This is a genomic window from Steroidobacter sp. (assembly GCF_036406195.1).
In the GTDB taxonomy this organism is placed as follows: domain Bacteria; phylum Pseudomonadota; class Gammaproteobacteria; order Steroidobacterales; family Steroidobacteraceae; genus Steroidobacter.
The window spans coordinates 46499-60176 of sequence record NZ_DASWVW010000052.1; the positions used below are offsets into that span (position 1 = coordinate 46499).

Genomic DNA, 13678 nt, shown 5'->3' on the forward strand with positions numbered 1-13678 from the left:
GCGTCACTTGCTTACAGTGGCGCATGGACCTTGCACAACTGAAGCAAAACAGAAATCTGCTGTTCTGGTCCTTGCACGTGCTCGGCTGGAGCGGTTACGGCGTTTCCCAATACGTCGGCGCGCTGCTGTACGGCAAGCCGGTGGCCTACGTGCAGTACATCGCGGTCGCGGCGTTGTCGGGATGCGTCGTGAGCGCGCCGCTGCGCTATATATGTAGATGGCTATGGAAGCGGCCGCCGGCCACGATGATCGTGGGCGCCATCTTCGCCGCCTGGGGGACGGCGTGCGTGCTGCGTGTGATCATGAACTGGTTCTATCACACGTACGTGGATCTCGAATGGCCCATCGTTCACTGGACCGAATATTTCAGCGGCGCCCTGAGCTCCACCTATCTCATGGCTTGCTGGATCGGCCTGTACTTCGGGGTCAAGTATTACGAGTCGTTGCAGTCCCAACGCATCGCCACGCTGCAGGCCGCGTCGCTGGCGCAGGAAGCGCAGCTGAAGATGCTGCGTTACCAGCTCAATCCGCACTTCCTGTTCAACACGCTGAACGCCATCTCGACCCTGATCCTGGACAACCGTAACAGCACCGCGAACGACGCCGTGACCGGACTGTCCGAGTTCCTACGCTACACGCTCGACCAGGACCCGATGAAGAAGGTGACGGTGTCGCAGGAGATCGATGCGCTGAACCTGTATCTGAACATCGAGAAGATGCGCTTCGGCGAGCGGCTGCGGCTCACCTACGCCATCGAGGAGGGCGCCGCCAACATGCTGATGCCCAGCCTGCTGTTGCAACCTTTGATCGAGAACGCCATCAAATACGCGGTGTCGCCGCGCGAGCAAGGCGGAGAAATCCGCATCGGTGCGCACGTCACGGGGGGTATGCTGCAACTGGAAGTGGCGGATGACGGTCCGGGAATGATCGACACGACCCGTTTGACCAATGGCCGGGGCGTCGGTATTCGCAATACTCGCGAGCGCCTGCAGGTGCTGTACGGAGACCGCGGCACCGTGTCGGTGAACAATACCGATCCCGGCCTGAGGGTCGCGCTGACGTTTCCGGCCGAGCGAGCAGCAAGCTGAGTGCAGGCACCCGCGTGTGCAGCACACAAGACCAGGCCGCTGTCATGAATGAAACGAATCCACCCATTCGCACCATCATCGTCGACGATGAAGAACTGGCCCGGCGCGGCATCGAGCTGCGCCTGGCGCATCACGCCGACATCACTGTCGTGCAACAGTGCGCCAATGGCCGCGAGGCCATCGCGGCCATCGCGGAGCACGAGCCCGACCTGATGTTTCTCGACATCCAGATGCCCGGCCTGTCCGGCTTCGAGGTGCTGGCCCGCCTGCCGCAGGAATCCTTGCCGCTGGTGGTTTTCGTCACCGCGTACGACCGCTATGCGCTGGATGCCTTCGAGGCGCAGGCCATCGACTACCTGCTGAAGCCCATCAACGATCTGCGTTTCAATCGGGCGCTGGAGCGGGTGCGCGGCTACTGTCAGCAGAAGAATGCGCTGAGTCAGCGGGAACAACTGATCAAGCTGCTGGCGAACACGCAGGGCACCGGCAGCGTCGACGAACAGACCTTGCGCGAATATCTGCATGCCGAGCGACAACCGCAGTATCCGCAGATCCTGCCCATTCGCGACGATGTCGGTACCGTGCGCGTGAATGTGAACAGCATCGATTGGATCGATGCTGCCGGCGACTACATGTGCGTGCACGCGGACGGCCGCACGTATGTATTGCGAGAGACGATGAAATCGCTGGAGGCCGTGCTGGACCCGAAGCTGTTCCAGCGCGTGCATCGTTCGACCATCGTCAATGTGTCACGCGTGCGCCGCCTGCGGCCTCACACCAACGGCGAATACTTCCTGACCCTGGACGACGGCCAGGAGATCAAGTTGAGCCGCTCCTACCGGGATCGGGTCGATCAACTGCTGCAGCGTCGCTGACCGGGGCCATGCCACGCGAGGCCGGCGGTACCAGCCAGGGATGCAGGAACACCGCCGCCAGCACGATCGCCACGCCCAGATAGAAACCGGGGCTGAGCTCACGCTGCTCGCCCAGCAGCACGATGGCCAATACGATGGCGTAGATCGGCTCCATGTTCAGCGCAATCGTGGCCGAGAAAGCGCTCACGTGCCGTAGTGCCGCCAGCGACAAGGCAAACGGCAACAGCGTGCAACCCATGGCCAGCACGACCAGCAACGTTGCGTCGCGAGTCGAAGGCAGGACGAACACGGTATCCGCCGCGAACACGGCCGATATCACCGTCATCAACACCAGGCCCGCGCCAATCTCCAGCCCGGTGACCGACAGCGTGTCGGTGTACCCGATGAAACGCTTGTTGAGACTGGCAAACACCGCGACCAGCAGTGCGCCCAGCGCGCCGACGACCACGCCGATGCGCATGTCCGGCGGCGTGCCACCGACCACCAGCGCAACGCCGGGAATCGCGGCAAGACCGAACAGCAGCTCGCGTACGTCGAAACGCCGGCCTACCAGGAACGGCTCGATGAACGCCAGGAACACCGGCGACAGTGCCAGGCAGGTCGCCGCAACCGACGCGTTCGCCAGGCGAATGGAGCCATAGAACGCCAGCCAATGGATGGCAACGATCAGGCCGATGCCGGCGTAGATCGCGATCATCCGCGGCGGCAACGCACGCACTCCACGCCAGAATCGAGGTACCAGCAGGAGCGCGCCGGTGACCAGCAACATGCGCCACCACACCAGCGCCAGAGTGCCCAGGGAGATCAGCTTGCCGAGGATGGCAGTGAAGCCCCACAAGACGACGCAGAAATGAATTTGCCAGGTGGCGCGTGACGCCGCGGACATGGATTGCCTTGCGACAGCAGCAGCCGCTGCGGTCGAGCAGCGGCTGCCATGGAAACAATGATCGCGGCTCGCTTCAGCGAACCGCGGGAAGCAATCAGCGTAGCGCGCTCAGTACGCCTTGGCCCACACCACTCGCTGTGGACTGGGTTTGCCAGTGAACGGGCAGGTGCCGGGCTCGCTCTTTTCCAGCGGAACACAACGGACCGTCACGCCAAGATCTGCCTTGATTCGCTCCTCCACTTGCCCATCGCCACAGAAGTGCGTCATCGCGAAACCGCCATGGATCGGGGTCGGTGCGTTTTCCGCCACGCGGGGCGCGGTGAAGTATTCGTAGAACTCTTCCTTGGTATCGATACGCTGCGTAAATTTCTCCCGGTATGCCAGGGCTCGCTGGAACAAGCCGTCCTGAATCGACTGCAGCGTCGCGGCGATCGATGCGACGAACTCGCCGCGCGCAATGCTCTGCTTGTCCTTCGGCGCACGGTCGCGGCGGCCAACGAACAACGCGCCTTTCTCGATGTCGCGCGGGCCGACTTCGATGCGCACCGGCACGCCCTTCTTGATCCAGCTCCACACCTTATCGCCGCCGCGCTCGTCACGCTCATCGACGACCACGGCAACGGGGCGATCCGCAAACCGCTGTGCCCGCAGCTCGGCCGCGACGCCGCGGCAGTACTCGATCACTCTGGCGCGATCTTCTTCGGAGCGATAGATCGGCAGGATCACCACCTGCACCGCAGCCAGCTTCGGCGGCAGCACCAGGCCGTCATCGTCGGAATGCGTCATGAGCAAGCCGCCGATGAGCCGGGTGGACATGCCCCAGCTGGTGGTCCAGGCATACTGATGCTGGCCATTCTGATCCAGGAACTCGATGCCGCTGGCCTTGGCGAAGTTCTGGCCGAGGAAATGGCTGGTGCCGGCCTGCAACGCCTTGCGATCCTGCATCATGGCTTCGATGCAGAAGGTCTGCTCGGCGCCGGGGAAGCGTTCGTTGGCGGTCTTTTCGCCGCGAATGACCGGCACCGCCATCCATTGTTCGGCGAAGGTCGCGTAGACCTCCAGCATGCGCATGGTTTCTTCGACGGCTTCCTCCTTGGTGGCGTGGGCGGTGTGCCCTTCCTGCCAGAGGAATTCGGCGGTGCGAAGGAACATGCGCGTGCGCATCTCCCAGCGCACCACGTTGGCCCACTGATTGATCAGCAGCGGCAGGTCGCGATAGCTCTGCACCCAGCGCGAGAACGCATCGCCGATGATGGTCTCCGAGGTGGGCCGAACGATCAGCGGCTCTTCCAGCTCGCCGGTGGGACGCAGCTTGCCGTCCGGGCCGGTTTCCAGGCGGTGGTGCGTGACCACGGCGCATTCCTTGGCGAAGCCTTCCACGTGCGCCGCCTCCTTCTGCATGAAGGACAGCGGGATGAACAGCGGGAAGTAGGCGTTCTGATGGCCGGTGGCCTTGAACATGTCGTCCAGCACCCGCTGCATGTTCTCCCACAGCGCATAACCCCACGGCTTGATGACCATGCAGCCGCGCACGGCGGAGTTTTCGGCCAGGTCGGCGGCGCGAATAACCTGCTGATACCACTCAGCATAGTTCTCCTCCCGGGTGGGAGTGATGGCGGTCTTGGTGGCCTTGCCGGCTTGCCCGGCGGCGGGCGCGTTGGCGTTGGGTTTGCTGCTCATGGATCCGAATGCTGGGATGGCGAATGCTGGGAGCCGGCGCGGGGCCGGGAAAGGGCGCGATTACAGCAGATTTTCCGTGCCGGACGAAATTCCGGCCGGGCCGGCCGCCGCCGGCGCCTGATGCGTGCGTCAGCAGCCCGCAGGCCGGCAACCGCCAGCGCACGTGCAATCCAGCCGGCGCTGCCGGTATCCTGAGTTGGGATATTCGGGGTGCCGGAATATAGACACGGGCGTCCTCATGGAGCCCGCTGCCTTGAAGTCACTGCGTTCGCCCGCTCATGTCCGCCTGCTGGAGTTGCTGGTCGCCGCGCGCGAGAAGGCCGGCCTGACCCAGCAGCAGCTCGCCGATCGCCTGCGCAAGCCGCAGAGCTTCATCTCCAAATATGAAGGCGGCGAGCGGCGCATCGATGTCATCGAGTTCATCGCGATCGCCGAGGCCCTGCAGATGGATGCCAGTCGCGCGATCCGGGAAATACGCGCCAAATATCGCGCGTGACCTACCTTGCAGCGTCGACCACGGGAGCGTACTTGCGAAAATGAACGCTGCGCCCCTGCAGATTTTGCGCAATCTGCCGACGCAGCTCCACGTCATTTCCCGCGCTGCCTAGTGCAGCCTCTGCGGCGCGATTCAAAGCAGCAACCGCTTCGCGATTGCGCGGATGCATGTCGTAAGCCTCCGCGTACTTGGTCAGCGCGCTGTCGATGGCGTCGGTGAACCCGTCGCGCTGATAAAACGTCCATGCCTCGTTGCCTTCCTGCATGGCGGCCCGGAAGTCGCGCTGGACCTCGGCAGGCAGCTGACTGAAAGGAATGGCCGGGCTGGTTTCCACGTAGTTCTGATACCAGAGATAGCCTGCGGTGACCGCGAGAACCGCGCTCGCAGCCAGCGTAGCTTTCTGCAAGCGTGTGACGCCGCGAAATGCCTTGAGAAATTCGGCTGCATTCTGCGGCCGGTCCTTGCGTTCGAAGGACAGGCAGCTTTCGATGGCGCGCGCTTGTTTGCGCTTCAGCCCCTTGATCGACGCCGGCTTGAGACCCAGCTTGCGCGCGTTTGGAGCGCTGTGTCGTTGATAGGGATGAAAGCCTGTGACCAGCTCGTAGGCGATGAGGCCGAGCGCATACATGTCATCGGCCGGATGCGGGTCCACGCCCGCGACCATCTCGTCTGTCGCATAGGCTTCGGTGTAGGCGCCGAGCGAACCGGCATCGAATTCATCCCTGTTCTGCTCGGTGATCGAGCTGGGCACGGCGCGAGCGATGCCGAAGTCCAGGATCTTGGCCGTGCCATCCTCGGCAATGAACACGTTGCCGGGCTTGAGATCGGAATGAACGATGCCCTTGCGATGCGCGTAAGCGAGGCCTTCGGCGATGCCCAGCACGATCGGTATGGCAACTTCGGGACTGTTGCCGAGGCCGCGCTTCTCACGAACGATGGAGTCCAGCGAGCGCCCCTCGAGCAGCTCCATGGTCATGTAGACGGTGTCACCGTCGCGATCGAAATCGAACACGGTGACGACATTGGGATGAGCGAGGGTCTGCGCCTTGCGCGCCTCGCGCTGCAAGGCCATGAACGACTGCGGATGGTGCGCGAACTCGGCGTTCAACACCTTCAAGGCGACGCGAGGATTCGGATCGCGGGCTTCCAGCTTGCGGCGATCGACGGCGCCGAACACCAGGCCCATGCCGCCGCGGCCGAGCATCTTCTCCAACACGAAACGCTGTTTGATGACGGAGCCGGGCTCGAGCGGTCCCTGATGAGTCGCCTGCGGCTGCGTCGCATAGACCAGATAGTCGCGTTCGGTAGCTTTCAGCGTGGCTGCGAAAGCGGAGTCGAGACTCTGGACGGGCTGGCCCGCTTTGACCGTGCGCGCAACGGTGTTTGCAGTGTCCGGCTGGGTGCGCAGGACCGTTTTCGCGACGTCGGTCGGAGTGCGCAGAACGGTATTCGACAGCTCGGATTCGGGACTGGTACTCGTAACGTCGGGTTCCGGGCTCGGAACGGTACTCGCAACTTCCATTTCGCCGCGCACCAGCGTCCGGACTTCGGTGCCGGAACGATGCAAGGTGGGCTCCGCCGCGGCGGATCGTAGTTTGGTTCGTTCTTCTTCCGTGGGTTTCATGCTGCGCCAGATGTATGCCGATCAGGTCGCTTCGACCACGACGACCGTCACATTGTCACGCGCGCCCGCCTGTAACGTGGCGTCGATCAATTGCCGGGCGGCGGACTTCACGTCTGGAGCCGACAGTGCCGCCGCTATACGCGAATCGCTCAGCTCGCGCGTCAGGCCGTCGGAACATAGCAGATACCGATCGCCCAGCTGCACCCGATCGCGCCGCATATCCAACGTCAACGTGCCTTCGCCACCGACCGCCCGGGTGATGGCGTGATCGGCCTCTTCGCCGGCTTGCTGCAAGTTCAGCTCGGCGGCCCAGGTGTGGTCCGTCGTCAATTGAGTCAACTGTCCCTGGCGCCAGCGATAGATGCGGCTGTCGCCTGCCCAGAGTACCGCGCAGTCGGTCCCACGCACCGCCAAGATGGCCACGGTGCTGCCGCTGACGATGGGGTTGATCGGGCGTATCGAAGCTTCATACAAGCGGCGGTTCACCTCGCTCATGCGCTGCCGAAGCACGTTCACCAAGTCGTCGAGCGAACCTGCGGCGCTCAGCTGCTGCAAGCCTCCGCACACCATGCGGCTGGCGACATCGCCGTCGCGATAACCGCCCATGCCGTCCGCCACCGCCCAGACGCCAACGTCGTTGAGCTCGACGAACGCATCCTGGTTGGTGGGACGAAGCCGACCCACGTCAGTGATGCCGGCCGAGATGTACACGGGATGGATATCCTCTTCGACCAGCGTTTCATCCATGAACTACTGCCCCCGTGGGCGGCTGGATTTTCTCAGCCGCTCCAGTTGCTCTTCGTAGGCGTTGGCGAACGCTTCTGCGAACAAGGTTCGGAAGCCGGCCTCGGCGTCCTCGATCAACTCGCCGTACTTGTCGCGATACAGGTCCCAGTAGCGCAGCTTGCCCGGCACACCGATGATGGCGCCCTTCATCTGCCGGTCGAACTCCTCCTGCATGCGCTCCGGATCGAACTGCGACAGCATGGACTCGAATGCCAGGCGCATCGCGGCCTGGAATGCGGCCTGGTGATCGCGCACATCGCGAAAGGCCTCCTGGCAGGCATCCGCGGGCGAGAGATATGCGGGATTGTGCTTCACCAGCAGGTTGTGAAAAGCGTCGTCGACGTTGGCGGAGAACTTCAACGGATTGTTGTCCGCGACCTTGAACGAGGTACCGCGTATGCGCAAGTCATCTTTCATACGCTCGCGTGTACGCAATGCTTCCATCACGCCACCTAGCGCGATGCGCAGGATCTCTCCCAGCATGCGCGCGGTTTCCGTGCTCGGCTGAAGCCCTTCGATTCCGGCGGCGTCCAACAGCGCCTGCAGCTGAGTGTCACTCGCGGCTGGCGTCGAACTTTTTTCGACTCGCTGCCTGGGTGCCGGTGGGCTGACGACTGTCCTGGCAACCGGCGGAGGCGGGCGCCGGACCGGCTGAGGCCGCGGCACCTCGGCCGTGGATTTCACGATTCTCGGCCGCGCCGGCCGCGATTTCTTCGGATCCACCATCTCGGCGCCGCCGAACCATTCGGTGGCATGTTCCTCGGCCTCTTCCTCGTCGTCATCCTCGTCATCGAGGTCGTCACTCGAGCCCTGCACGACGGTGTTTTTCCGTTCGTCCTGGGCGCGCACCACGACCAGGTTGGCGGTGCTGTCCTCGGGAATTTGTTCGGGTATTTGCTCGGCGGGAGGCACGACAGCAGCGCGACGAGCCGGCGGCGCGAGCTTCGTACTACCGAGCTTCAATGCGGCGAGGGGATCTTTCGCCGCGTCCACGGCCGCGTCGTGCTGAATAGAAACATGGATCTGGTAGGCATCGATAAACAGCAGGTCGCCATCGTGCAATTGCTGCGGCTGCCCACGGATCAGTCGATTGTCGGGCGAATTCACGAAGACGCCGTTGGTGCTGGTGTCCTCGACGAAAAACCGGGCGTTGAGGTAGCGAATCAACGCATGGCGGCCCGACACATACGGATCGGCGAACACCCAGTCGTTATCGGGCAGACGGCCGATGGTGCCGCCAATGGCCTTGAAGACCTTGCGAGCGCCGGCGCCCATCTCCTGCGCCTGCGGGCCGGTGACTTCCAGGGTGAGAATCATGCGAATCCACTGCCAGTCGATGGATGCCCCCAAATGCCATGGGGACGGAATAATATTCAGGCGCCGCATCGCCACGGCCCTTCATGTATTCAACAGGTATACAACCAGTTCCGCATTACACCAGCCGAGCAAGCATCGCAGTATCGGCCAGAGGTCTGCAAGAATCATGAGCAAGCGTCCACAGTTCCCTGCCAAAACAGTGGCTTCCGCGCGCCCGGCCGAACGTGAACAGCGCCTGCCGCAGTGGCTCGCCGGTGCATTTCTGGTGCTTGCGGGCCTGTGGGCAGCACATGCGGCGAAAGCCGCCGAGCCGCAGGTCACCGAGGGCTTTGTCAACACAACGGCCGACGAGGTCTGGCGCATCTTCACGACCGCCGAAGGTTACAAGCGCACCGGCGTGGCGCAGGCCGAGATCGACCTGCGGATCGGCGGCACAATTCGCAGCCACTACGATCCCAAGGGCAAGCTCGACGACGACAAGACCATCGTGCAGGAGATCCTGGCCTACGAACCGGAGCGCATGCTGGCCGTCCGTATCAAGCAGGCACCGGCGGATTTTCCTTTTCGCGATGCGGTCGCCGACACCTGGACGGTGATCTATCTGACTCCGGCCGGGGACAACATGACCCAGGTGCGCATCATCGGGCTGGGCTACACCGATCAGCCGCAATCCCAGGCCATGCGCAACTATTTCGCCGAGGGCAATCGCTGGACCCTGGACCGCATCGCCAAGGGCTATTGGCCGAAATGCGCCAAGTGCGTGGCGGAAGAGGCAGAGAAGGCCGGGACCCAGTGACTTGCGTGGCAACGGCGCGCCTTCCGCGGCAGGATGAACCGAGCCACTGACTAAAGTGTGAATCCCGTCGCACTCTCGTGTGATTTTGCGGACGGCGGCGACATTTTCTCCGACCCGGTTTTGTTAACCTCCCCGCGCGTTATGGCAATCGGGCCCGCGGGATGGATCGCAAGTACATCGAGAACGAGCATGTCGTGGATCGCTACCTGTCCGGCGACCTGACGGTTCGCGAAGCACGCGACTTCGAGAAATTCTGCCTCGACAATCCCGTCTTCTTGCAGGGGCTGCCGATCCCGGTGCGCTTGAAGACACGCCTGTCGCGCCGTCCCGTGGACGGCAGCGAAACCGGCATGTTCGAGGCCATTCCCTCCAGCGCCACCCGAGCGGCGCTGGAGGCGGTCGAAGACGATGATTTCGATCCCGAGGAAGCTCGCGAGGAAATGCGCCGGAGCAACTTCGGCGCCGGCTTGAACCGCGTGGTGGCACTGTCGCTGTTGGTCGCTCTCGTGATCGCCACGGCGGCCGCGGTCATTTTCGGCCTGCAGGTCGGGTCCCTGACCGAACAGCTTCAGGGCACCAAGCAGGAGCTGACCGCCACGCAGATGCAAGCGCCCGGCAGCGTGCAGCGATACAAGTTGCAGATGGTGAAGGCCAGGCCCGAGCAGCCCACCTTCGCGCTGGGCTGGCTGACGCCGCCACAGCTCCTCGAGATCAGCATCGATGCCTCGGAAGGCAAGATCACGCAGTATCAGATCACCATCGACAAGAGCGACGGCGTGCGCGTGATGCAGATCAAACGCATCATGCGCGACTCCAACAAGGAAGTGCGTTTCAGCCTGAACTCATCAGCGTTCGGTCCAGGCGACTACCTGGTGAAGGTCGAAGGTTACAACTGGCGCGGCCAGACCCAGGAAGTCGGCTGGATGATGCTCGGCCTGAAGTAGCGCGGCGTTGTTTCAACCGCCGCGCAATGTTGCGATCGGCGGGTGATTGACCACGGAGCGCGTCGCCAGCGTGCCGCTGATACCGACCAACGTCGCGCCTGCCAGCAAGCCCACGGCCCATACGGTGATATCGAACGTGTAGTCGAGATTGAACAGGCGCGTTGCGAGGAAATATCCCGCCGCAGTGGCACCGATCGCTGCCAGCGTGCCGGACAGGATGCCCAGTGTCGTGAACTCCGCGGCAACACCCTGCAACACCACCCGACGGCTCGCTCCCAACGTTCTGAGCATTGCGCTCTCGTAGCGTCGTTCATCACGCGTCGCTTGAATCGCCGCGAGCAACACCGTGATGCCCGCCAGCAGAGTGAAGCCAAACACGTACTGCACGGCCAGCGACGCCTTGTCCATCACGCCGCGCACCTGGGTGAGAATCGCCTCCAGGTCGATCGCCGTGACCTCCGGGAACTGGCGCACGAAATCCAGTAGCAACGGGCGCTGCTCACGAGGGATATGCACACTGGTGATATAGGTGCCGGTGCTGTCATTCAGAGTACCGGGCGAGAACACCATGAAGAAGTTCGGACGGAACGAATCCCACTGCACTTCGCGGAAGCTGCTGACGCGAGCGGTGATGATCTCGCCGGCAACGTCATAAGTGAGCTCGTCGCCCAGCTTCAATCCCAACGCCTCGGCCAGCTCGATCTCCACCGATACTCGCGGGCCGCCGCCATCGTCGGGCTGCCACCACTGGCCGGCAACCAGCTTGTTGTCGTCCTGCAGAGTCTCCACCCAGGTGAGATTGGCTTCACGGTCCAGGAAATCGCGGCCGCGATCGCTCTTGATGTCGAGCTCGCCGGCGGCCGTGCCGCTGATCTTGATCAGGCGCGCGCGGATCATGGGCACCAGCTGCGGCGGCGTCACCGAATGTTCGGCGAAGAACTGGCGGATCTGTTCGGTCTGATCCGGACGAATGTTGATCATGAAGTAGTTCGGTGCATTCTCCGGCAGGCTGGCCCGCCACTCCTGCATGAGATCATTGCGAACCACCGCGAGCAGCAACAACACCATCAGGCCCAAGCCGAACGCCACGATCTGAATGACGCTGTCTCGGCCCCGACGCGCGATATTCGCCATGCCATAGCGCCAGGAAACGCCGACGCTGCCGCGCAGGCCGCTCAAAGCGCGCACCAATATCCATCCCGCGAGCATAAGCACTGCGAAAGTGGCAAACGTGCCGCCGAACACATACAGCAGCAGGTCCGCATCACGCACCAGCCAGCCAAGCAGCGCAATCAACGCGGCGAGGGCGGTTCCATAGACCGTGACATACCGCAGCGGTGGCGGTTCGAGATTCCGACGCAATACTCGCGCCGGAGGCACATAGCGCAGTTGTAACAGGGGAGGCAGTGCAAAGCCGATGAGAATGAGCACAGACGTGACGATGCCCAATCCGCCCGAGCTCAGCGATGGCCGTGGCAACTCGCCGCGCACCAGGTCCTTCAGCAGATAAGCAATGCCTTCCTGAGCCGCGTAGCCAATCATCGCGCCGATCACACCGGCCAGCAGACCGATCATCAGCAGCTCGAGCACGCTGATCGACAGCACCAATCGCTGTGGCGCGCCCATGCTCTTCATCAGCGCCACCGTGTCGAGATGCCGGGACACATAGCGGCGCGCCGAAATGGCTACCGCAATCGCGGCGAGCAGAATGGTCACCAGCGCCGCTAGATTCAGGAAGCGGCTGGCGCGATCGATGGCAGAGCGAATCTGCGGACTGGCATCGGCCAGATCCACGATGCGCTGTCCGGGCTTCTTGATTTCGGTGAGGCGCTGCTTGAATGCCGTGATGGCTTGCTGCTCGCCTGCGAACAGCGCGAAGTGAGAAATGCGGCTGCCTTGCTGAGCCAGACCGGTGGCGGCCACCTCATCGAGCCGCATCAACAAGGTCGGCGCGAGATCGACGAACTGCGAGCCCTGGTCGGGGCGATAGTCGAGCACGCGCGTCGCAATCAGTTCGGTCGATCCCACGCGAATCTTGTCGCCCACCTGGACGCCCAACTGCGCGAACAAGCGAGCTTCCAACCACGCTTCGCCGGGCCCGGGAATATCCTGTGTTTCCTGCGCTGGACCGAAAGGCACTTCGGCTACTTTGACGCGACCGCGCAGCGGATATCCTTCCGACACGGCGCGAATCGCGGTGAGCGCGCTGTCTTCACCGTTGAATACCACGCTTGGGAAGTTGGACAGCTCGGCGGTACGCAGGCCGGCAGCCTGGGCCATTTGGAAATATTCGCGATCCAACGGCGATCGCGATTGCAAGCGCAGATCGGCGGCCAGCACTTCACCCGCCTGTTGATCGACCGCAAGGCTGACGCGACTGGTGAAGAAGCCGACCGCAGTCAATGCGGACACGGCCACCAGCAGCGCGAGCATCAATACCCGCAACTCGCCGGATTTGCCGTCCCGTGCGAGCGCGAGCAGCGCGAGTCTCAACGCCTTCATGCAGCGATCCTGCCTGCGTCGATGCGAATGGTGCGTCCACATCGTTGCGCAATCGCATTGTCGTGCGTGACGACAACCAATGTGGTCTGAGCGGCGCCATTCAGCTCGAACAGCAATTCGATGATGCGCTCGCCGGTCACGGAATCGAGATTGCCGGTGGGTTCGTCCGCAAACAGCAGTGCCGGCCGTGTAACAAATGCGCGAGCTATTGCAACGCGCTGCTGCTCGCCGCCAGAAAGTTGTCGCGGGTAATGCTCGCGGCGCGACGTTAGCCCAACTCTCGCCAGCACTTCGGCCGCGGCTTCGCGCGCGCCGGATTTTCCCGCCAGCTCCAGCGGCAACATCACATTCTCGATGGCGGTGAGCGAAGGCACGAGATGAAAGCTCTGAAACACGAAGCCCACATGCTGGGCGCGCACCGCGGCGCGTCCGTCTTCATCCAGCGCGGTGAGCTCCGAGCCGTTCAGCCAGATGCGGCCATCGCTGGGTTCGTCCAATCCGGCCAGCAACGCCAGCAAGGTCGATTTGCCCGCGCCGGACGCACCGACGATGGCCACGGTTTCGCCGGCCTGAATACTCAGATCGACGGCGGCGAGGATGGTCAGCGTTCCCTCCGGGCTGCTAACCTGCTTGCTGATTCTTTCCGCTCTGAGGACCGGTTGCGCAATGCTCATGTCGAGGTCT

Annotated in this window: 12 protein-coding genes; 5 read left to right on the forward strand and 7 right to left on the reverse strand. The window is 63.0% G+C overall.

Annotated features, from left to right (window positions below; genetic code table 11):
* Positions 1-23: 23 nt before the first annotated feature.
* Together VGE08_RS20030 and VGE08_RS20035 are read left to right on the forward strand one after the other, a co-directional pair.
* Positions 24-1088 carry a sensor histidine kinase gene (locus tag VGE08_RS20030; protein WP_331069693.1) on the forward strand — a complete coding sequence of 355 codons (1065 nt, stop codon included), beginning with the start codon at positions 24-26 and terminating at the stop codon, positions 1086-1088.
* 44 nt (positions 1089-1132) lie between these two features.
* On the forward strand, positions 1133-1963 hold the full coding sequence (locus VGE08_RS20035; RefSeq protein ID WP_331069694.1) for a LytTR family DNA-binding domain-containing protein: 831 nt from the start codon (positions 1133-1135) through the stop codon (positions 1961-1963).
* Here the strand turns inward: VGE08_RS20035 and VGE08_RS20040 are convergent.
* Complete coding sequence (locus tag VGE08_RS20040) at positions 1908-2849, reverse strand: DMT family transporter (RefSeq protein ID WP_331069695.1); 942 nt, start codon at positions 2847-2849, stop codon at positions 1908-1910. The genes VGE08_RS20035 and VGE08_RS20040 overlap by 56 nt on opposite strands.
* A gap of 108 nt (positions 2850-2957) precedes the next feature.
* Entirely contained in the window at positions 2958-4529 is a 1572-nt protein-coding gene (proS, locus tag VGE08_RS20045) for a proline--tRNA ligase (RefSeq protein WP_331069696.1), read from the reverse strand.
* 238 nt (positions 4530-4767) lie between these two features.
* Here proS and VGE08_RS20050 point away from each other — a divergent pair, with 238 nt between their 5' ends.
* Positions 4768-5025 (forward strand): helix-turn-helix transcriptional regulator, encoded by a 258-nt coding sequence (locus VGE08_RS20050; protein WP_331069697.1) that lies wholly within the window; start codon positions 4768-4770, stop codon positions 5023-5025.
* A 1-nt stretch (position 5026) separates the two neighbouring features.
* Here the strand turns inward: VGE08_RS20050 and VGE08_RS20055 are convergent, their stop codons facing one another.
* From VGE08_RS20055 to tagH, 3 genes are read right to left on the reverse strand one after another with little or no spacing between them, the layout of a single operon-like run.
* A complete protein-coding gene (locus VGE08_RS20055; RefSeq protein WP_331069698.1) occupies positions 5027-6649 on the reverse strand; it encodes a serine/threonine-protein kinase in 1623 nt (540 codons plus the stop codon).
* 21 nt (positions 6650-6670) lie between these two features.
* Entirely contained in the window at positions 6671-7396 is a 726-nt protein-coding gene (locus tag VGE08_RS20060) for a PP2C family protein-serine/threonine phosphatase (protein ID WP_331069699.1), read from the reverse strand.
* A gap of 3 nt (positions 7397-7399) precedes the next feature.
* A complete protein-coding gene (gene tagH / locus VGE08_RS20065; protein ID WP_331069700.1) occupies positions 7400-8785 on the reverse strand; it encodes a type VI secretion system-associated FHA domain protein TagH in 1386 nt (461 codons plus the stop codon).
* Positions 8786-8918: 133 nt separating this feature from the next.
* Here tagH and VGE08_RS20070 point away from each other — a divergent pair, with 133 nt between their 5' ends.
* Both VGE08_RS20070 and VGE08_RS20075 read left to right on the forward strand, forming a co-directional pair.
* Positions 8919-9548, forward strand: coding sequence for an SRPBCC domain-containing protein (locus tag VGE08_RS20070; RefSeq protein ID WP_331069701.1), 630 nt, complete (start codon positions 8919-8921; stop codon positions 9546-9548).
* Between the two features lie 161 nt (positions 9549-9709).
* Positions 9710-10492 (forward strand): hypothetical protein, encoded by a 783-nt coding sequence (locus tag VGE08_RS20075; protein WP_331069702.1) that lies wholly within the window; start codon positions 9710-9712, stop codon positions 10490-10492.
* Positions 10493-10504: 12 nt separating this feature from the next.
* On the opposite strand, the gene VGE08_RS20080 is transcribed toward VGE08_RS20075, so the two are convergent.
* Together VGE08_RS20080 and VGE08_RS20085 are read right to left on the reverse strand one after the other, a co-directional pair.
* The gene (locus tag VGE08_RS20080; protein ID WP_331069703.1) at positions 10505-12994 is read right to left on the reverse strand and encodes an ABC transporter permease; all 2490 of its coding nucleotides are present in this window, start codon (positions 12992-12994) and stop codon (positions 10505-10507) included.
* Positions 12991-13668, reverse strand: a complete 678-nt coding sequence (locus VGE08_RS20085) for an ABC transporter ATP-binding protein (RefSeq protein WP_349258751.1) — start codon at positions 13666-13668, stop codon at positions 12991-12993. Before VGE08_RS20085 ends, VGE08_RS20080 begins: the two co-directional genes overlap by 4 nt.
* Positions 13669-13678 lie beyond the last annotated feature (10 nt).

Coding starts and splice junctions, on each gene's coding strand:
- VGE08_RS20030 (WP_331069693.1), top strand. CDS start 24: ATGGACCTTGCACAACTGAAGCAAAACAGAAATCTGCTGTTCTGGTCC.
- VGE08_RS20035 (WP_331069694.1), top strand. CDS start 1,133: ATGAATGAAACGAATCCACCCATTCGCACCATCATCGTCGACGATGAA.
- VGE08_RS20040 (WP_331069695.1), bottom strand. CDS start 2,849: ATGTCCGCGGCGTCACGCGCCACCTGGCAAATTCATTTCTGCGTCGTC.
- proS (WP_331069696.1), bottom strand. CDS start 4,529: ATGAGCAGCAAACCCAACGCCAACGCGCCCGCCGCCGGGCAAGCCGGC.
- VGE08_RS20050 (WP_331069697.1), top strand. CDS start 4,768: ATGGAGCCCGCTGCCTTGAAGTCACTGCGTTCGCCCGCTCATGTCCGC.
- VGE08_RS20055 (WP_331069698.1), bottom strand. CDS start 6,649: ATGAAACCCACGGAAGAAGAACGAACCAAACTACGATCCGCCGCGGCG.
- VGE08_RS20060 (WP_331069699.1), bottom strand. CDS start 7,396: ATGGATGAAACGCTGGTCGAAGAGGATATCCATCCCGTGTACATCTCG.
- VGE08_RS20070 (WP_331069701.1), top strand. CDS start 8,919: ATGAGCAAGCGTCCACAGTTCCCTGCCAAAACAGTGGCTTCCGCGCGC.
- VGE08_RS20075 (WP_331069702.1), top strand. CDS start 9,710: ATGGATCGCAAGTACATCGAGAACGAGCATGTCGTGGATCGCTACCTG.
- VGE08_RS20080 (WP_331069703.1), bottom strand. CDS start 12,994: ATGAAGGCGTTGAGACTCGCGCTGCTCGCGCTCGCACGGGACGGCAAA.
- VGE08_RS20085 (WP_349258751.1), bottom strand. CDS start 13,668: ATGAGCATTGCGCAACCGGTCCTCAGAGCGGAAAGAATCAGCAAGCAG.